Source organism: Edwardsiella sp. EA181011, assembly GCF_000800725.1.
GTDB classification, from domain to species: Bacteria; Pseudomonadota; Gammaproteobacteria; order Enterobacterales; family Enterobacteriaceae; genus Edwardsiella; species Edwardsiella anguillarum.
In genome coordinates this window covers 744,790-763,575 of the sequence record NZ_CP011364.1, presented here as the reverse complement: position 1 = coordinate 763,575, position 18,786 = coordinate 744,790, and the positions used below count along the sequence as shown (strand labels likewise).

At 55.6% G+C, this 18,786-nt stretch carries 12 protein-coding genes, 1 tRNA gene and 5 pseudogenes; 7 read left to right on the top strand and 11 right to left on the bottom strand.

Going from position 1 to position 18,786, the window contains the following annotated elements; translation table 11 throughout:
• Nucleotides 1-88: 88 nt before the first annotated feature.
• The 6 genes and pseudogenes from QY76_RS03465 to QY76_RS19660 all read right to left on the bottom strand — a co-directional run bounded on the left by QY76_RS03465 (nucleotide 89) and on the right by QY76_RS19660 (nucleotide 5,427).
• Entirely contained in the window at nucleotides 89-1,291 is a 1,203-nt protein-coding gene (locus tag QY76_RS03465) for an MFS transporter (RefSeq protein WP_034164033.1), read from the bottom strand.
• 282 nt (nucleotides 1,292-1,573) lie between these two features.
• Nucleotides 1,574-1,918 carry a hypothetical protein gene (locus tag QY76_RS03460; protein ID WP_045425958.1) on the bottom strand — a complete coding sequence of 115 codons (345 nt, stop codon included), beginning with the start codon at nucleotides 1,916-1,918 and terminating at the stop codon, nucleotides 1,574-1,576.
• 194 nt (nucleotides 1,919-2,112) lie between these two features.
• Entirely contained in the window at nucleotides 2,113-2,520 is a 408-nt protein-coding gene (locus QY76_RS03455) for a type II toxin-antitoxin system RelE/ParE family toxin (protein WP_034164035.1), read from the bottom strand.
• 149 nt (nucleotides 2,521-2,669) lie between these two features.
• A pseudogene (locus tag QY76_RS18380) lies at nucleotides 2,670-3,395 on the bottom strand (IS5 family transposase); the annotation flags it as partial.
• 817 nt (nucleotides 3,396-4,212) lie between these two features.
• Nucleotides 4,213-4,806, bottom strand: coding sequence for a hypothetical protein (locus tag QY76_RS18595; RefSeq protein ID WP_144418091.1), 594 nt, complete (start codon nucleotides 4,804-4,806; stop codon nucleotides 4,213-4,215).
• A 138-nt stretch (nucleotides 4,807-4,944) separates the two neighbouring features.
• On the bottom strand, nucleotides 4,945-5,427 hold the full coding sequence (locus tag QY76_RS19660; RefSeq protein ID WP_371201603.1) for a CaiF/GrlA family transcriptional regulator: 483 nt from the start codon (nucleotides 5,425-5,427) through the stop codon (nucleotides 4,945-4,947).
• 965 nt (nucleotides 5,428-6,392) lie between these two features.
• Between QY76_RS19660 and QY76_RS18375 the strand changes: the two are divergent.
• Nucleotides 6,393-6,722 (top strand): annotated as a pseudogene (locus QY76_RS18375) (IS3 family transposase); the annotation flags it as partial.
• A 28-nt stretch (nucleotides 6,723-6,750) separates the two neighbouring features.
• Here the strand turns inward: QY76_RS18375 and QY76_RS17575 are convergent.
• The 4 genes and pseudogenes from QY76_RS17575 to metB form a co-directional block, all read right to left on the bottom strand.
• Nucleotides 6,751-7,044: pseudogene (locus QY76_RS17575) on the bottom strand (integrase core domain-containing protein); the annotation flags it as partial.
• A gap of 184 nt (nucleotides 7,045-7,228) precedes the next feature.
• Nucleotides 7,229-7,323 (bottom strand) — tRNA-Sec (locus tag QY76_RS03440).
• Nucleotides 7,324-7,407: 84 nt separating this feature from the next.
• A complete protein-coding gene (locus QY76_RS03435; RefSeq protein ID WP_045425955.1) occupies nucleotides 7,408-9,846 on the bottom strand; it encodes a bifunctional aspartate kinase/homoserine dehydrogenase II in 2,439 nt (812 codons plus the stop codon).
• A gap of 3 nt (nucleotides 9,847-9,849) precedes the next feature.
• Nucleotides 9,850-11,009 (bottom strand): annotated as a pseudogene (gene metB, locus QY76_RS03430) (cystathionine gamma-synthase).
• Between the two features lie 283 nt (nucleotides 11,010-11,292).
• Between metB and metJ the strand changes: the two are divergent.
• Nucleotides 11,293-11,613 (top strand): met regulon transcriptional regulator MetJ, encoded by a 321-nt coding sequence (gene metJ, locus QY76_RS03425; protein ID WP_012850226.1) that lies wholly within the window; start codon nucleotides 11,293-11,295, stop codon nucleotides 11,611-11,613.
• Between the two features lie 114 nt (nucleotides 11,614-11,727).
• On the opposite strand, the gene rpmE is transcribed toward metJ, so the two are convergent.
• Nucleotides 11,728-11,940, bottom strand: coding sequence for a 50S ribosomal protein L31 (gene rpmE / locus QY76_RS03420; protein ID WP_012850227.1), 213 nt, complete (start codon nucleotides 11,938-11,940; stop codon nucleotides 11,728-11,730).
• A gap of 202 nt (nucleotides 11,941-12,142) precedes the next feature.
• Between rpmE and priA the strand changes: the two genes are divergently transcribed.
• From priA to hslU, 5 genes and pseudogenes are all read left to right on the top strand, one after another.
• Nucleotides 12,143-14,338: a primosomal protein N' gene (gene priA / locus QY76_RS03415; protein ID WP_034164041.1), complete on the top strand. Its 2,196-nt coding sequence runs from the start codon at nucleotides 12,143-12,145 to the stop codon at nucleotides 14,336-14,338.
• Nucleotides 14,339-14,615: 277 nt separating this feature from the next.
• On the top strand, nucleotides 14,616-15,635 hold the full coding sequence (gene cytR, locus QY76_RS03410; protein ID WP_045425948.1) for a DNA-binding transcriptional regulator CytR: 1,020 nt from the start codon (nucleotides 14,616-14,618) through the stop codon (nucleotides 15,633-15,635).
• 66 nt (nucleotides 15,636-15,701) lie between these two features.
• The gene (gene ftsN, locus QY76_RS03405; RefSeq protein WP_071844103.1) at nucleotides 15,702-16,655 is read left to right on the top strand and encodes a cell division protein FtsN; all 954 of its coding nucleotides are present in this window, start codon (nucleotides 15,702-15,704) and stop codon (nucleotides 16,653-16,655) included.
• Between the two features lie 87 nt (nucleotides 16,656-16,742).
• Complete coding sequence (hslV, locus tag QY76_RS03400) at nucleotides 16,743-17,273, top strand: ATP-dependent protease subunit HslV (RefSeq protein WP_005290933.1); 531 nt, start codon at nucleotides 16,743-16,745, stop codon at nucleotides 17,271-17,273.
• Between the two features lie 12 nt (nucleotides 17,274-17,285).
• A pseudogene (gene hslU / locus QY76_RS03395) lies at nucleotides 17,286-18,616 on the top strand (HslU--HslV peptidase ATPase subunit).
• The last annotated feature ends 170 nt before the right edge of the window (nucleotides 18,617-18,786 follow it).

Below are 18,786 nucleotides of genomic sequence, written 5' to 3'. Positions count from 1 at the left end.
GCAGCACGGTAAACACACCGAGCCACATCCGCACAATGGGCTTTCTACGGCGTCAGTTTCGCTGCGACGACGCTAGCTCACCGTCAGTTCAGCCGGTGCGGCGGCGATGCGCCATTCCAGCCAGCATCACCCACAGAGCGGCACTTACTGGGATCAGCGATCCCCACAGTACGGCATGCCAGCCGGCGCGATTCAACAGCACGCCGGATAAGAAAGAGCCAACGATCATCAGGCTAAAAATAGTAAAGTCATTCAGCGACTGCACCCGTATCCGCTCCTCCGGGCGATGATAGTTGAGCAGATTGGCCGAGGCGCCGGTAAATCCTAGGCTCCAGCCTAGCCCCAACAGGATTAGCGACAGCCAATAGTGCATGACCTCCTGACCTGAAAATCCCATCAGGATAGCCAACAGCGTGATCGCCAGCCCTGCCGTACTAATAGACTCCGCGCCAAAGCGGTTGATCAGCCTGCCGGTAATAAATCCAGGGGTATACATAGCGATCACATGCCACTGAATACCGAGCGTCGATGCGTGCAGGGAAAGCCCGTGCATATGCATAGAGAGTGGCGCGGCCGTCATCAGAAAATTCATTACCGTATAGGAGACCGCAGCACAAAATACCGTACGTATGAGCCCGGGCTGACGGGCAATACTGCGCAGCGATCGACGCATCGCCGGCGCCGGCGCGCTGACGGGAGGGACCGTCACGCGGTATAATACCAGCGCTGCCGTCGCGGCGGCCAACGCCTGAGCGATAAAGGCGGCGACCAGCGGATACGTAGGCCACAGCGCGAGGGATCCACCGATCAGACTAGGCCCGAGAACCCCCGCCGCCACCCCTCCCGCCATCACCAGTGACATCGCCAGCGCGCGCCGCTCCGGCCCAACGCCATCGGCCGCGGCAAAACGAAACGAAAGGGTCACCGCAGCATAGGCTCCCCCCATCGGCGCCGCCAGGCAAAACAATTCAAAAGAGGCGATGAATACGGCCAGCGCAGCCGTCAGACCCGCCAGCGTTCCCAGCGCCGTGCCCACCATAAACGCCGCTTTGCGCCCACGTTGCTTAGCCAAATAGCCAAAGGGCAAGATACAGGCCGCCATGCCGGTCACAAACAGCGTGATCGGCAGCGTCGACAGCGTGTCATGAGGCGCCAGCCGCTGGCCGACAATCGCCCCGATCGCATAAAACACTACCGAATTCGCCCCGGCCAGCGCCTGCGCCGCCGCGAGGCAGAGGATATTTTTATTCTGCTGCCGCAGGGAGAGCGTCACGCCAATAGGATTATCCATCACCCCACCTATAAAATTTAATGCAGTAAATGTTTATGACATAACATATAAATATGCCGCCCTCTCTTCCCGCAAATAAAGATAATAGCCGAGGTGATATAACAATAGGTGACAGACGGTGCGCTGAAGCAGACAGCTAATTCCGGCCCGGCGTGTGCAGCGTCATATTAGAGAGCGGTGTTAAATATTGCGTTGGCAATATAACTACTATTTATATCTTCACCGCCGCCGCGCGATATACTTAGCCCTGCACCGGATACACGATGCCAATCCGACGCACGATCAATTGACCAGCGACGTCGCGGCCAGCGCCTTAACAAAATCACGCTTAATCAGAATATCCGAGATAAAGATCACCCGAACCGCCTCTCCCTGCTGAACGTACGCCGCACGGAAACTCTGCGGTTTCAGCGCCACCTTATACTCCAGGATGGTAATCCCTTGATGCTTCAATCCCCAGGCGGCCTTAATCTTATGAGGACGTCGCTGGATAATCTGCGGCAGCTCACGGTAAATATTGTCCCTAATCTCCACAGCCACCCTAGAAAACTTCTTAAAAAACGAGTGAATAGCGCTATTATCATCCAGCGTTATCTCCATCTCTGGCTCAAAGAGATCATGACTCATCTACTTGCCTCCACTCTACGGACTGCCGCCGCGCCGGTTTATCATGCCACTGCCAGAGAGGGTAGCGTGCTAGCGCCTGGGAATATATCGCTTTTCTCGCCGCGGAGCCAAAGGGAGACACGCGCTAAAACCGGCGAGTCTGTCCAATAGAGCCGTCAAGAGACACAGACGCCTCCGCTCCATAGCGAAAAACGTTAGCGCCGACTTTCCAACGCTGACGGAAATAAAGGCATCAACTCCGCATTTGCACACACCGCGTCAAAGTGGCGTATCGCCGTTTCCGCCTCTTTTTTCGGCGTCCTCCGGGTTTTCTTCAGGAACGCATGCAACACCACCAGATCGTTATGGGCATCCAGCATAAACAGGAGTCGCGCCGACTCGGCGCCACAGTCAATTCGCAGTTTATAAATCGTGCCCTTATAGCCCCAGATCTTGGGATTTAAAATCTTGAGGCTGCGCACGCTGGGAATGGTATCCAATACGCTAAACGCCGTAAGCTTCTTCTGGATTGTACCCGCCAGCCGCTCTGATACATGACCAAGAAAATGCAAAATATACGCGCCATCCACGCTACCTTTTGCCGCAAGACAGAGAATATTCACTCTACTTAGTATCCTATGCTGATGGTAGCCGAGTGCAGCCTTACTTTATTCTGCCATAAACGCGATACGGGACGCGGTTGAATAAATCGGAGATTGCCGACAGGATGGCTCCCGCGAGCACACCGCTTATGCGATACGCACGCTGTGCGGCCCAGCAATGTCATCCGGTTTAGCACTTTGACTCACCCACCTGCGCGCCATAGCCCCGCAGGCTCAGATAACTGCCCAACAAGATTTTGATACGGAACATCGCTGTTTCTGCTATTGGCTGTTTCTGCTATTGATCGACGGTGATAACTCACTTTCTTGTTCCAAACATCATTGCTACCGCTCAAGTGCTGGTTCGCCACGACATGGTTACGCTCCAGGCCAGTGTTGTGCACCGCTTCGCGGGGCGGGATGAGCGGCCGATTTTTTCCTCAGCAAGACATTATGACAGTAGCGCGTATCGTAAGCGCCAGCAGCCGACGCCTTCCTGATTTTATGGTAAGTCTGGTTGATCTGCCCCGGAAGTGCCTGCGCACCTGTTGTAGCACTGAGCTATAAATCGGCACAGATAATCTCATGCATCGCACTGTCTACAGCCAGATGAAGTTTCCCCCCCTTCGCCTGTCCTCCCCATGCTGTCAGACTTTCCATTCGCCGTCGCCGAAGACTTTCAGGCCGGAACAGTCGACGACCAGATGCGATATTTCACCGCGGGTTGGCGTTTTTATGCTGATGTTGATGTGCTTTGCCCGTTTGCTGACCAAAGAGTCGCCAGGACAGTGTAGCGGCAGGTCCATTAATCTAAAAATTGAATCAACGAAGTCTTGTAAAGCCCGGAGCGATAGGTTGAATACGCGCTTTATCATCAGATCAGTAGTGATAGCCAATACCTTGCCATTCAGGGGTATGGCGGCCTGCTCGGCGATGACGGTAGGGGCGGTGCTTAACGCCAGTTGTTTATTCCCCACGAACCCACCGGAGATCGACGTAGAACCGAGATAGGCCTTAACCGCGTTAATCGTAGTACCGCGGGTCACCGCACTACCAGGTGTTACCGTGCCACTAACTGGAACGATAAAAAAATCATAAGGCTTCAACCCCGAAATGCTAATATCTTTTGTTAAGCTATCCAGCATAACGTTTAATTGCTCGGGAGCCACACTGTAGGGCATATCCAGTTTATCAACGAAGCCCACCCGTTTCCAACTATGCTACCTGTAGGAACAACACCCTGCTAGTTAAAGGCCAATTGTCCAGGAGTAATCTCAGCCATCGCAGCAGTAGACAGAATGTTCAAAGTCAACACCGATACTACCAATATATATTTTTTCATATCCATAACCTTAATTATATAGATCCTTCATCATCATGAGATATTGAATTAACGCAATTACTTATACTGGAAGAGTACCACATCAGAGATTTATCTGATTTGCAAATCTCTATAGCCAATTAATATTATCCGTAATACACCACCACAAACCCGTGAACATTATAAATATCACAAGTTTGAGCTAGCCGCTGAATAAACCATTACAAAATAATCTATCACCATCGTACGTAGAGATTCAATCTGGATGTTTATTGTCATGCAAGGAATAGCAATAAATAAAATAGAAAATACTCATATAATCGCTCATATGATTTAAATTAACATTAATTCTAGAGTTAGAGTATATTATCGGGACCTCTTGCTGCTTATAACTAAATTGAGCAGGAGAATGCCGTTGACATCCGATTACTGCGGATTAACAAACTTCTGCGAAAGTTTCTTGGTACATTGTGGATATCTAGCGAACGGATAATTATCTGCCTATAATGATAAATCGTTTTTTCACTTAAGCCTATTCGCTTGGCACATTTTCGTATCGGAACACCATGAACTAACCACTTCATTACAACGTCTATAACTTTTGCTGGCATCCCCATCGTATACATTTCATTAATCAGATAGTGATTCAATGAAGATATAATCGCATCTTCTGTAAGAGTTAAAAACTCATTAATGTTAGGCACTCCTAAAAAAAATTGGAGTGATGATGATGAATTCAAAAAAAATACATTATGACGCAGCATTAAAAACACATCATGAAAACTATCTGACATAACTCCTATATAGTCAAGTAAACCCACTTGCCCCATAAACTTTGCGATAACTTTATCTGAAAATAAAAAATATGGCTGAATGACTAATATTGGCATATTTGGGTAACTACGGCGAACTTCAATCAACAATGAAATGTTAGCATGTAACTCACCATCCCAAATGAATAGACTAGGGTTGTTAGCCCTTAACATATTAATGACGTCACTCTCACACTGCGTTGATATTATATCTAACGACTCACCACTACATTTATAGTATAGATCTCTACAAAAAATATCTAACGTCTGTAAAATAGGCCATTGAGGTGAACAAACAAGCATCTTTTTTTTTCATATGTCCTCCCTAATACTCTTCCGCAAAGTAAAAACATCCTGCCAAGTCAATTTATTAACTAAGCTATAGTTGATACGATGCAAAGGTAATTTCTTTTTCTTTTTCTTCGCTTCATTCATCCTCTCCGCAGCTGGCCGAGGGAAAAAACTTTGTAGATCAACTGAATCTATAAAGTAATCTATCCGACGAACATATCCATTGCGGTATACATGTTCCTTTGTCCTTGTGGATATCAACCTATTATTCCTTAAATAAAACAATACACTAGAGGCCCTTCTGGCGGATATTTTAAAGGCGTTACTAATATCATTCCTATCAATCCAGCGTTGCTGCTGCTGCCCCCACAAAGCAACAATTAAATATAGAGGAAATCTACAATATTGTATTAGAGATACTGGTATCCAACACTCCAACTCTGAGTGATACTTTCCATTGTCAGACGGCGATAACACATTTGCAATAGTATTACCACTGTGCATAGCGACCTTATTATTGATCATATTATGTTCAATTTGATTCATATCTACCTGACCTATAAATACTCTATAAGCAATAGTTTAATTTGAAACTATTCAACTGGCATCTTAATTTATTCGCGTTTTAAAAAGCATTGATACAACTATATCGCATGCCTCCACCACCTATAATCAATGACCTCACATCATGCCTACTCCGTAATTTTTAAAGAATATTCTTTACCGTAAATTTAATAAAACAACAACTGCTTATCGAGTCGATAAATAAATTTGATCGATTGATTTATTCACCTTTCTTATATTTCATAAAACGAAGTAAAAAAATAATTATAAGTATGATAATTAAGAGTTACGGGTAACGCCATGAAATAGAACAAATAAACAATAAAAGTGTTACATAAGTACATATCAAATATACAAAAATAGAACATTATAACACAATGAAAAATATCAGCTTTTTTGTTTTATGATGCATTTTTGCAGGAAAACCTATGGTGTGTGATAAAAGTTAATAGATAATCACTTTTCATACACATCGAAAACGATAAGAAAGCATTGTGAAACTTTTTTTTATAATGTTCAGTACAAATCGCCAAATCATAAACAAGACTAATCTAAGAATCATAGAATAGTCTTATAATAGATGATGGTATAGACACCACGACTTAATTGCCATTCTCACGCATTTAAATAGATATAAAAACTTACACCTAGTAGATATATGTAATATCAGGAAATTAAATATTACACATCTCGACAATATTCATTGATAATAACTATCAATACCATTTAAGCGGTTTGTATCTCCATTAATGATTCTGTACGATGACCTTCAACATATAAGCTCTGACGGACATTCGATAATGCAAAACGTCATAGCAGTGACCTCTTCCCAGATCTCTCCCCTTTGTTCAGCACCAATGTAAAGTAGATTGCTCGTTTTTTCTCCTGAAAAAAAATTATCTGACATAAAAAAGGCACATTATAATACCGAGAAACAAGTTGCTTTTGCTCTGAAACAAGCCGAAATCCGATACTCGAGTGGAGGAATTCTGCAGAAAAATGGAAGTATTGGGGACTATTTTTTACAATTGAAAAAAAGGTTGCATCGTTTGCGCCAGCGCGAGGAAGAAAATCAACGCTTAAAACGTCGGATGGCAGATGTAAGTCTGGTCAAAGAGATGCTGCAGAAAGCTATCAAAAAAGTTCTAAGGCCGGTGCAAAAGCGCGAGGCCGTCGCCTGGCTGCTGGCGGCCTATCGTATCGGGTTACGTCAGGGTTGTCGTCTGATGATGCAATGCACCGTACCGGTTGTATGGGAGAGAGTTAAGTCCGGGAACTCAGGCTGCCCCCGATAGAAGCGTAATACGCTTTTTCTGCTTCTACAGAGGGGGGAGGATAACCGATTCGCTCCAGCAACCGACGATTATTGTATCCGTCCCCCCACGTCAGTGTGGCCAGCCCCACTTCCTGCCAGTTTTTCCAGCTCTGTCGGTGTGTCACCTCCGCTTTGTACAGACCGTTGATACTTTCGGCCATAGTATTATCGTAAGAGTCACCTGTGCTTCCCGTGGAAGCCAGAAGCTCAGCTTCCTGCAGACGCTGCGTGATTACGATAGTCGGGGCGCGGAGGCTATGGCCATGGTGCTAAAATAACGAAGGTAGGAATGCCAGAAAGCGTGCGTCTTGCCTGACAATAGCCACCATCTGCAAGGCTGCTTATCCAAAATCTGATTTATTCAACAACGCCATAAAGGATTAAAAGGAATTTTGTTGCGCTCGGGAGAGTTCAGAAGAGGCTGATTGGCGGAAGATCACAGGAGTCGAACCTGCCCGGGACCGCTGGCGGCCCCAACCGGATTTGAAGTCCGGCCGCCCCACCGGGGACGATGATCTTCCAATCGATGCGGCGGGAGTATACCCCACAACCGGGGGCCGGGCGCAAGGAGAAATCCCCGCCCGGCACGCCGGGCGGACATTACGCTAAAGCAGACGCGCCAGACGGTTAAGATCCGACTGGATGGCGCCGGCGGTAACATCGCGCCCCGCGCCGGGGCCGCGGATCACCAGCGGGTTATCACGATACCAGCGGCTTTCGATCGCGAACACGTTGTCGCACGGCAACAGCGACGCCAGCGGGTGCTCCGGGCGCACGGCCTCAACGCCGACGCGCGCCTTACCGTTGGCGTCAAAGCGTGCCACATAGCGCAGCACCAGCCCCATCTCATTGGCCGCCTCCAGACGCTGCAGCATCTGCTCGTCCAGCGCTTCGCCGTTCTCAAAAAAGTGATCGATAGAGCCCTGCTCGCCGCCGGCCGGCACCAGGGACTCGACCCGGACCTGGGCAGGCTCAATGTCATATCCCGCCTCGCGTGCCAGGATCACCAGCTTGCGCATCACGTCCTGACCGGAAAGATCCACCCGCGGATCGGGCTCTGTCAGACCCTGCTGCCAAGCCTGGTCCACCAGCGCACTAAAGGGAACCGAGCCGTCAAACTGCAGAAACAGCCAGGAGAGGGTGCCGGAGAAAATGCCGCTGATGGACAGAATCGTATCGCCGCTGTCGCGCAGATCGCGCACGGTGTAGTTAACCGGCAGCCCGGCGCCCACGGTCGCGTTATACAGCCAGTGGCGCCCGGTTTTCTCAAATGCGTCGCGGATCTGGCGGTATTCATGGCCGTCGGCGGCGCCGGCCAGCTTGTTGGCGCTAACCACGTGGAAACCGTAGCTGGCAAAATCCCGGTACTGCTGGACCAGCGAGGGACTGGCCGTCACGTCGAGCACCACCAAATCATCATAGGGGTGAGCCCGCATCCACAGGAACAGCGACTCTTCATCCAGCGCCTGCGCCTCATCGTCGAAGAAGGCCAGCGCACGGCTGGCGTCCAGCCCCTCATAGCTCAGCAGGCTGCGATTGCTGTCGACCACCCCGGCCAGAATAAACTCGAAACCGCTGCGCGCCGACAGGTTGCCCTGCTCGCGCGCGAATAGCTCCAGCCAGCGAGAACCGATGTTGCCCTTACCAAACAGGATCAGGCCGACGCGCTTTTCTGCCCGGAACAGCGAGCTGTGCAGCCCCTGCACCAGCGCCTCCGTCGGGCCGCAGCGCAGCACTGCCACCAGGCTGATGCTCTCCTCCGACTGCCAGATAAATTCGACCGGCTGCTCCTTAAGCTGCTGATAAAAACGGTGGGCATGCAGTGGATTGCGGCAGACACCGGCACCGACCATCGCCACCAACGCCAAGCCGTCGCGCAGCTGTAGCAGGCCCGGAATCGCCGACTCCTCCAGCAGCTTAAATACGCTGCCGACCACCTCCGCGGTGTAGCACAGCTGGATCAATCCGCGATCGCGATGGATCCCGCTGGCCAGCGGGCGCAGCTGGCTGCGCGTCAGAATACGCGCCACCTCTTGGTGTACGTGGCTGAACTCATGACCGGCGGGAACGTGCAGCTCAATCAGGCAGACATCATCATGGCTGGTGACAATCTTGGCGCCGTTGCCGCTGGCCAGCACCCGCTCGATGCGGGTCGACCCCTGCTGCGGCTGATAGCTGCAGCGCAGCTGCAGATCGATATCGCTAGCGGACACTGGCTGCAGCGTGCGGGCGTGCAGCACCGGCGCAGCCAGACGCGCCAGCTCGCTGGCCTCATCCAGACGCAGCAGCGGCAGCAGACAGGCATCCTTCACCTTACGCGGATCGGCGCTGTAGACCCCGGCGACATCGCTCCAGATAGTCACGCGCCGCACGCCGGCCAAGGCGCCGATCTGCGTCGCCGAATAGTCAGAACCGTTACGGCCAAGCAAGACCGTTTCACCCACGCCGCTGCGGCTGATAAAGCCGGTGACCACCAGGCGCTTATTAGAATGCTGGGCCAGCAGCTGCAGCAGCAGCGGATAGGAGCGCCCTTCATCCACCTGCGGCTGAGCGGCGCGCTCGGCGCGCAGGAAATCCCGCGCATCCAGCCACGCTGACTCCATGCCCTGCGTCTGCAGCACCGCCGCCATCAGCCGGGCGGACCAAATCTCACCGTGGCCCACCACCTCGGCATAGGCCGCCTCATCGATCTCGCCATCCAGCTGCGCCGCCAGGCGCTCAAGATCCCGAACAAAGTGCGTCTGTAGCGGCTCCGCCATATCCGGCGGCAGCAAGCCAGCAATCAGCTCGCTCTGGTAACGGCGCAGGGCTTGCTGTACCTGATGGGCAGAGATGCGATCGCTCTGGCTGAGCTTGAGCCAGCTGATCAGCTGATTAGTGGTGCTGCCCGCCGCCGACACGACCATCATGTCGCCGGGGCGGCTGTATTCCGCCATGATCCCCGCGACGCGCAAATAACACTTTACATCTGCCAGGCTACTGCCGCCGAACTTATGCAGCTGGCGCTCTGCCTGCTGCTGCCCCGTTACCGCTTGTGCACTCATCGCTTACCTCGTTGCTGCTGCCTGAAATGCCTGTTCCAGATCAGCGATTAAATCATCACCGTCCTCAATACCCACGGAAATACGCAGCAGACTGTCGCTAATGCCTGCCGCTCTGCGCGCTTCCGGCGCCATGCCGGCGTGGGTCATGGTGGCGGCATGGGAGATCAGGCTCTCCACCCCCCCAGAGACTCTGCCAGTGTAAACAGTTGCAGGGATTTTAGGAAACGCCGTAGATGGGACTCATCTCCCTCTAACTCAAAACTGAGCATGGCGCCAAAGCCCCGCTGCTGGCGGGCGGCAATGGCGTGACCGGGGTGCGTCGACAGCGACGGATGATACAGCCGCGCGACCTGCGGCTGCGCCCGTAGCCAGTCGAGGATACGCAGCGCATTGGCCTGCTGCAGCGCGATACGCGGCGCCAGCGTGCGTAGCCCCCTCAGCAGCAGATAGCAGTCAAAAGACGCGCCGGTCACCCCGATATTATTTCCCCACCAGGCCAGCTCCTGCGCCATCGCCGCCGTTTTGGCGATCACCGCCCCGGCCACCACGTCGGAGTGGCCGTTCAGGTACTTGGTACAGGAGTGCAGCACCAGATCGGCGCCCAGCGCCAGCGGCTGCTGCAGCGCCGGACTGAGGAACGTATTATCCACCGCCGTCAGGGCGCCCACTCGCTGCGCGGCGGCGCAGATCGCGGCGATATCCACCACCCGCAGCAGCGGATTGCTCGGCGTCTCAACCAGTACCAGCTTCGGACGCAGCGCCATCGCCCGGACCAGCGCCTGCGCATCGCCCTGATCGACGAATACCACTCGGAAAGCCCCCCGGCGCGCCAGGCTGTCGAGCAGGCGATAGCTGCCGCCATAGCAGTCGTGCGGCGCCAGCAGCAGATCGCCGGGGGAGAGCAGCGCCGTACACATCAGATGGATCGCGCCCATTCCGCTGGCGGTCACCACCGCACCGGCCCCCCCTTCCAGCTCCGCCAGCGCCCGCTCGGCCACGTCACGCGTGGGATTTCCGCGCCGGGCATAGTCGTGCGTGCGCGGCTGATTAAAATCAGTAAAGTTGTAGGTGGTGGAAAGATGGATGGGTGGAACCACGCTGCCATACTGCTCATCGTCGTTCAGCCCACAGCGCACTGCCTGAGTTGCCGGTTGATAGCGCACCTGATTGCCCTCCCTGAAATAGCGCCAACAATGGATAGAGCGTAACCGCTGCAAAAATAGACGTCAATACATCTAGCCATCTAAAAGTCTTTGCGTATGGATTGAGGTAGATAGGATTAACCGCTAAAATTGGCACAGTCTGTTTGTGGTTATCGCCTCCCTGGATACCAGCGCGGCAAACGTGATCATCCACGCTGATCCCGCCATTGTGTTAGGGATACGGGATACAATCAGGCATAATAGCCCGTTGTCTCGGAATAATTATTTGTGAAGGTATCTCCTCATGGCTGCAGAATGGAACGGTGAATATATTAGCCCTTACGCTGAGCACGGCAAAAAGAGTGAGCAGGTTAAAAAGATTACGGTATCCATTCCGCTGAAAGTATTAAAAATACTCACGGACGAGCGCACCCGCCGCCAGGTAAATAACCTGCGTCACGCGACGAATAGCGAACTGCTGTGTGAGGCCTTTCTGCACGCGTTTACCGGTCAACCGCTGCCGGATGACGACGATCTGCGCAAAGATCGCAGCAATGAAATCCCGGAGGCGGCCAAAGAAATGATGCGCCAGCTGGGGATCGATCCGGAAACCTGGGAATACTGATACGCGCAGCGTCCGGATGCATTCACCCTGGGCGTTGCCTTGGCATGAGCGAACCGCGGCGTTGTTCAGGCAATAAAAAAGGCACCCGAGGGTGCCTTTTTCGTCGGTTCCAAATTACTTGGAACCCACCATGTTGAAGCGCTTGTTGAAGCGATCAACGCGGCCGCCGGTAGCGACGTCACGCTGCTTACCGGTGTAGAACGGGTGGCATTTGTCGCACACGTCCAGGCTCAGATCGTGACCAACGGTAGAGTGGGTCTTGATAACGTTGCCGCAAGAGCAGGTTGCAGTGATGGCAACGTAGTTCGGATGGATACCTTCTTTCATGGGGAAAACCTCTGTTAAGGCCGCGTCGCTATCCGGCCCTTTTCCGCCAGACACCACGCGTGGTTGATAAAATCGGGTTTGATACAAAATTATATCAAAGGCGGCGAATCATACAGAAAATAGCCGCCTAACGCAATCACCTACATCGATCCAGACGCTATCCGGTGTACACTGTAACGCCGTTAAGCCGCAGGAAAAAGCGATGTCCGTAGCCCACGTAGCGCTGCCCGTACCCCTGGCCCGCACCTTTGACTACCTGTTGCCCTCCGACATGCCGGCCCTGCCGGGCTGCCGGGTCAGCGTGCCCTTTGGCCGCCGTGAGATGATTGGCATCGTGGTGGCGATCGGCGAGCAGAGTGAGCTTCCGCTGGAAAACCTAAAGCACATCAATCACCTGCTGGATACACAGCCGCTGTTCAGCGACAGCCAGTGGCGCCTGCTGCGCTGGGCCGCCGACTATTACCATCACCCCATCGGCGAGGTGCTGTTTCATGCCCTGCCGATGCTGCTGCGCCAGGGAAAGACGGCCAGCCATACGCCCCTGTGGCGCTGGAGCCTAACGTCTCTCGGGCAGCAAACCGATCCCCTCTCCCTGAAACGGGCACCCAAGCAGCAGCAGGCGCTAGCGCTGCTGCAGCGCCACGCGATCTACCGCCATCAGGCGGAGGAGTTCGATCTCAGCGCGGCCGCGCTACAGGCGCTGAAGAGTAAGGGCCTGATCGCGCTGGAGAGTGAGGCGATCGCCCCCGGCGACTGGCGCAGCGACCTTTCCCTCTGCGCCGAGCGCCTGACGCTGAACGCAGAACAGGCCACCGCCGTGGGCGCCATACGCGCCGACGATGACCATTTTAGCCCCTGGCTGCTGGCCGGCGTGACCGGCTCAGGCAAGACCGAAGTCTACCTGAGCGTCATCGAAAACCTGCTCGCCCGCGGGCGTCAGGCGCTGGTTCTGGTCCCGGAAATCGGCCTGACACCGCAGACCATCGCCCGCTTCCGCCAGCGTTTCTCCGTGCCGGTCGATGTGCTGCACTCCGGACTGAACGACGGCGAGCGGCTGGCGGCCTGGCTACGCGCCCGCGACGGCGAAAGCGCGATCGTTATCGGCACCCGTTCAGCCCTGTTTACGCCGTTCGCCCGCCTGGGTGGCATCATTATCGATGAAGAGCACGATGGCTCTTACAAACAGCAGGAGGGGTGGCGCTATCACGCCCGCGATCTGGCGGTGCTGCGCGCCCGCCTCGAGGATATCCCTATCGTGCTCGGCTCTGCGACCCCGGCGCTGGAGACCCTGCATAACGTCGACGTCGGCAAGTACCGGCGGCTGTGTCTGACCCAGCGCGCCGGTAATGCCAAACCCGCCGCGCAACATCTGGTGGATCTCAAGGGGCTGCCCCTCAAGGCCGGGCTGGCGCCGCCGCTGATCGAGCGTATCCGCCGTCACACCGACGCCGGAAACCAGGTGATCCTGTTCCTTAACCGCCGCGGCTACGCCCCGGCGCTGCTGTGCCATGAGTGCGGCTGGATAGCCGAATGTCCGCGCTGCGATCACTTCTATACCCTGCATCAGGGCCAGCGAAGCCTGCGCTGTCACCACTGCGACAGCCAGCGACCGGTTCCGCACCAGTGCCCGCAGTGCGGCTCCACCCATCTGGTGCCGGTCGGGCTGGGGACCGAACAGCTGGAGCATGAGCTGGCCGATCTGTTCCCCACGATCCCACTGACCCGTATCGATCGCGATACCACCAGCCGCAAAGGAGCGCTGGAGCAACAGCTGGCGGAGGTCCATCAGGGGGGGCCGCGCATCCTGATCGGCACCCAGATGCTGGCCAAGGGGCATCATTTTCCCAATGTCACGCTGGTGGCCTTGCTGGACGTCGACGGCGCGTTGTTCTCCGCCGATTTTCACGCCGCCGAACGCTTCGCCCAGCTATATACCCAGGTGGCCGGGCGCGCCGGACGCGCCGGCAAACGCGGCGAGGTGCTATTGCAGACGCACCACCCCGACCATCCCCTGCTGCAGACGCTACTACATCAGGGCTATGACGCCTTTGCCCGTCAGGCGCTGCAGGAGCGTCAGAGCGTATTTCTACCCCCGTTCACCCACCATGTCATGCTGCGCGCCGACGATCACGACAACCGGCACGCCGGCGACTTTCTGCGACAGCTGCGCGCACGGCTAGAAGCCAGCCCGCTGTGCGACGCGTCGCTGTGGCTGCTTGGCCCGGTTCCGGCGCTGCAGCCCAAGCGCGGCGGCCGCTACCGCTGGCAGCTACTGGCTCAGCATCCGTCGCGCGCCAAACTGCAGCGCTTGTTGCAGGAGGTTCTACCGCAGGTCAGCGCGCTGCCGGCCTATAAGAAGGTGAAATGGTCGTTAGACGTCGATCCCACCGACAGCTAAGGGCGTCGGCGTGGAAATGAAGTGCGATCGGGATCGAAAAAATCTATTCACATCACACTTTCCCTGCAAATTAAGTAACTATCACCCCCGCTGTTCCGTTTAATATGTGATCATATACTCACCGGCCATCCATTGACGGCGGCCGGTGTCGGCGGCGGACGAGGCTGCCTTCGGAGAGAACAGAACTATCGCTGGCGCAATCGTTACCTTCGCCGCGGGATAATGATCGGGAAGTCATATCATCGCGCCAGCATGGACTGACGCAAGGAGAAACGCGTTGGAAGAGAAGCAAATAAACGCCACCATGAAAGATGTGGCGGAGTATGCCGGCGTATCAACCGCAACGGTATCGCGAGCGCTGATGAATCCAGAGAAGGTGTCGGCCGCCACCCGCCAAAAGGTCGAACAGGCGGTGTTGGCCGTCGGATATGCTCCCCATACGCTGGCCCGCAGCAACAAGCGCGGCGAGTCACGCACTATCCTGGTGATCGTCCCGGATATCTGCGATCCGTTTTTCGCCGAAGTGATCCAGGGGATCGAACGCACCGCCGCCGAGCACGGCTATCTGGTTCTACTCGGCGACTGCGCCCAGCAGATGCAGCAGGAAAAAACCTTCGTTAATCTGATCGTCACCAAGCAGATCGACGGCATGCTGCTGCTGGGGTCCAACATTCCCTTCGACGCCAGTAAGGAAGAGCAGCGTAATCTACCGCCCATGGTGATGGCCAATGAGTTTGCGCCGGAGCTGGAGCTGCCAACGGTGCATATCGACAACTTGACCGCCGCCTTCAAGGCCGTGCTCTATCTGCACGATCTGGGCCACCAGCGGATAGGCTGCCTCGCCGGCCCAGAGCACATGCCGCTGAGCCAATACCGCCTGCAGGGGTATATCCAGGCGCTACGCCGCTGCGGCCTCAGCGAAACGGGCTACGTGGCGCATGGCGACTTTACCTTCGAGGCCGGCGCTAAGGCGCTGGCGCAGCTGATGGCGCTGCCGCAGCCGCCCACCGCGCTGTTTTGTCACAGCGATGTGATGGCGATAGGTGCACTGTCGCAGGCAAAGCGACTGAGGATCAAGGTGCCGGAAGAGCTATCTATCATCGGCTTCGATGATATCCGACTGGCGCAGTACGCCGATCCACCGCTGACGACCGTGGCGCAGCCCCGCTATCAGATTGGCCGAGAAGCCATGCTGCTACTGCTGGAGCAGCTGCATCACCATCGCACGGTCAGCGGTTCGCGCCTGCTGGACAGCGAGCTCATCATCCGCGGCAGTACGGCTGTTCCGAAACGCTAGTGAATTGAATCTGAGTTCAGTAACATGGCGTCCTGATATTGACTATTCAGTTGTAGCGAAACGACAGTGGCACAAAGAGACTATGTGAGCCGTGGGCGCGCTTCGGGCGCCAAACGCAAAAGCAACAGCCGGGGTAAAAAGCGGCGTTCGGGTTCCGGCGTATCCAGAACCATGATGGTGCTTGCCCTGGCCGTGCTGGCAACCTTTGCCGGTGGCCTCTATTTTCTGACCCAGCATAAACCGGACGGCGATACGCTGTTGCCGGTAGCATCGCAGCACCCTAAAAATGGTCTTCCGCCCAAACCGGAAGAGCGCTGGCGCTATATTAAAGAGCTGGAAAATCGCCAGGTTGGCGTCACGACACCGACTGAACCCAGCGGCGGGGCCACGCTGCAGGGACAGCCGCAGCTGACGGATGAGCAGCGCCAGCTGCTGGAGCAGATGCAGGCCGACATGCGCCAGGCACCGACCCAGCTATCGGAGGTGCCCTATAACGACCAGACGCCGCCGACCGTAACGCCGCACAACAGCCGCCTGCCGGAGCAGCGTTATGCCCAGCAAACGCCCGCGTCGCAGCCGGCCTATCAGGAGCCAGCGCGTCAGCCGGCGCCGGCGCCACGCAACCCATTCTCCCAGTCCCAGACCAGCGCGCGCCCCAGCCAGGCGCCAACCCCGCCGCCCGTCAGTCGGGAGCGAGAAAAAGAGCGCAGCGCGCCGGTGACCAGCGCCGCGCCGGCACCGGTACAGACCGCCCGGGAAAAACCGGTGGAGAAACCCGCGGAGAAAGCATCCGGCCAGAAATGGCTGATCCAGTGCGGCTCCTTCCGCAACACGGATCAGGCCGAATCGGTACGGGCCCAGCTGGCCTTTGGCGGGATTGAAAGCCGCATCACCAGCGGAGGTGGCTGGCACCGCGTCCTGCTTGGTCCCTATGCCAGCCGCCCCGCGGCGGACAAAATGATCGGCCGCCTGAAAGGAAACGGCATGTCCGGCTGCATCACCCTCGCCGCCGGGGGTTGAAATCCGCGAAATCTCCCCCATGTAATCGGGTAATGCCTCCCGTCCCGCGCGACGGGAGGATTACTTTATAGCCACGGGGGTCTGTTCATGACAACAATAGTTAGCGTTCGCCGTAACGGCAAAGTAGTGATCGGTGGGGATGGTCAGGCCACGCTGGGCAACACCGTAATGAAGGGCAACGTCCGTAAGGTCCGCCGCCTGTATAACGACCGCGTCATCGCTGGATTCGCCGGCGGCACCGCCGACGCCTTTACCCTGTTTGAGCTGTTTGAGCGCAAGTTAGAGCTGCATCAGGGCCACCTGGTTAAAGCGGCGGTTGAGCTGGCCAAAGACTGGCGTACCGACCGTATGCTGCGCAAGCTAGAGGCGCTGCTGGCCGTCGCCGATGAAAACGCGTCGCTGATCATCACCGGCAACGGCGACGTAGTACAACCGGAAAACGATCTGATCGCCATTGGCTCCGGCGGCCCCTATGCCCAGGCAGCGGCGCGCGCGCTGTTGGAAAACACCGAGCTGGGTGCCCGCGATATCGTAGAAAAGGCGCTGGGAATTGCAGGTGATATCTGCATTTACACCAACCAGTTCCACACCATTGAAGAATTAGACTCCAAAGCGTAAGGACTGTATATCATGTCTGAAATGACCCCACGCGAAATTGTCAGCGAACTCGACAGTTACATCATTGGCCAACACTCGGCTAAACGCGCCGTCGCGATCGCGCTGCGCAACCGCTGGCGCCGTATGCAGCTGGGCGAGGCGCTGCGCCACGAAGTCACCCCCAAAAATATTCTAATGATCGGTCCAACCGGCGTCGGTAAGACCGAAATCGCCCGCCGTCTGGCAAAGCTGGCCAACGCGCCGTTCATCAAGGTCGAAGCGACCAAGTTCACCGAAGTCGGCTATGTCGGTAAAGAAGTGGACTCCATCATCCGCGATCTGACCGACTCCGCGATGAAAATGATCCGGGCGCAGTCCATCGAGAAAAACCGCTACCGCGCAGAGGAGATGGCGGAAGAGCGGATCCTCGACGCCCTGATCCCCCGGCCAAGAACAACTGGGGACAGACCGAACAAACCAATGAAAGCTCCCCGGCGCGTCAGACCTTCCGCAAAAAGCTGCGCGAAGGCGAGCTGGATGATAAAGAGATTGAAATCGAGCTGGCGGCCTCCCCGATGGGCGTCGAGATCATGGCCCCTCCGGGAATGGAGGAGATGACCAACCAGCTACAGTCCATGTTCCAAAACCTGGGCGGTCAGAAAACCAAGCCGCGCAAGGTGAAAATCAAGGATGCCTTCAAACAGCTGATCGAAGAAGAGGCCGCCAAGCTGGTCAACCCGGAAGAGCTGAAACAGCAGGCTATCGACGCCGTAGAGCAAAACGGAATCGTCTTCATCGACGAAATCGACAAGATCTGTAAGCGCGGCGAAAGCTCCGGCCCGGACGTCTCCCGTGAAGGGGTACAGCGCGATCTGCTGCCGCTGATCGAAGGCTGTACCGTCAATACCAAGCACGGCATGGTCAAGACCGACCATATTCTGTTCATCGCCTCCGGCGCGTTCCAGGTCTCCAGCCCCGCCGATCTGATCCCGGAGCTGCAGGGCCGTCTGCCTATCCGCGTTGAGCTGCAGGCACTGACCACCGAAGACTTCGAACGCATTCTGACGGAGCCAAGCGCTTCGCTGACCGAGCAGTATCAGGCGCTGATGGCGACCGAGGGCGTTAACATCAGCTTCAGCGCCGACGGTATCCGCCGCATCGCCGAAGCCGCCTGGCAGGTGAATGAGAGCGCGGAAAACATCGGCGCCCGTCGTCTGCACACGGTGATGGAGCGTCTGATGGAGGAGATCTCCTTTGACGCCAGCGAAATGCACGGCACGGCGATCGCCATCGATGCCGATTACGTACGTAATCACCTCGATGAGCTGGTAGCAGATGAAGATCTGAGCCGGTTTATTCTATAATCACCCGTAGAAACCGTCCTTTTCGGTCTTTGCCAGGGGGAAGGCGTCTGCCTTCCCCCTTTTTATTGCCACTGGTTGAGGCAACAGACAGCTAACGGTTTGTTAAGATAAACACATGAGATAACCCGGCAACGGGCCGCTCAGCGCCTCGCTGAGGGTCACATGCCCCT

What these genes read in the sequence shown, in the direction of transcription:
- hslV (WP_005290933.1), top strand. Translation starts at nt 16,743, where the DNA reads ATGACAACAATAGTTAGCGTTCGCCGTAACGGCAAAGTAGTGATCGGT.
- QY76_RS03460 (WP_045425958.1), bottom strand. Translation starts at nt 1,918, where the DNA reads ATGAGTCATGATCTCTTTGAGCCAGAGATGGAGATAACGCTGGATGAT.
- rpmE (WP_012850227.1), bottom strand. Translation starts at nt 11,940, where the DNA reads ATGAAAGAAGGTATCCATCCGAACTACGTTGCCATCACTGCAACCTGC.
- QY76_RS19660 (WP_371201603.1), bottom strand. Translation starts at nt 5,427, where the DNA reads ATGCACAGTGGTAATACTATTGCAAATGTGTTATCGCCGTCTGACAAT.
- priA (WP_034164041.1), top strand. Translation starts at nt 12,143, where the DNA reads ATGTCCGTAGCCCACGTAGCGCTGCCCGTACCCCTGGCCCGCACCTTT.
- QY76_RS03465 (WP_034164033.1), bottom strand. Translation starts at nt 1,291, where the DNA reads ATGGATAATCCTATTGGCGTGACGCTCTCCCTGCGGCAGCAGAATAAA.
- QY76_RS03435 (WP_045425955.1), bottom strand. Translation starts at nt 9,846, where the DNA reads ATGAGTGCACAAGCGGTAACGGGGCAGCAGCAGGCAGAGCGCCAGCTG.
- QY76_RS18595 (WP_144418091.1), bottom strand. Translation starts at nt 4,806, where the DNA reads ATGTTAAGGGCTAACAACCCTAGTCTATTCATTTGGGATGGTGAGTTA.
- metJ (WP_012850226.1), top strand. Translation starts at nt 11,293, where the DNA reads ATGGCTGCAGAATGGAACGGTGAATATATTAGCCCTTACGCTGAGCAC.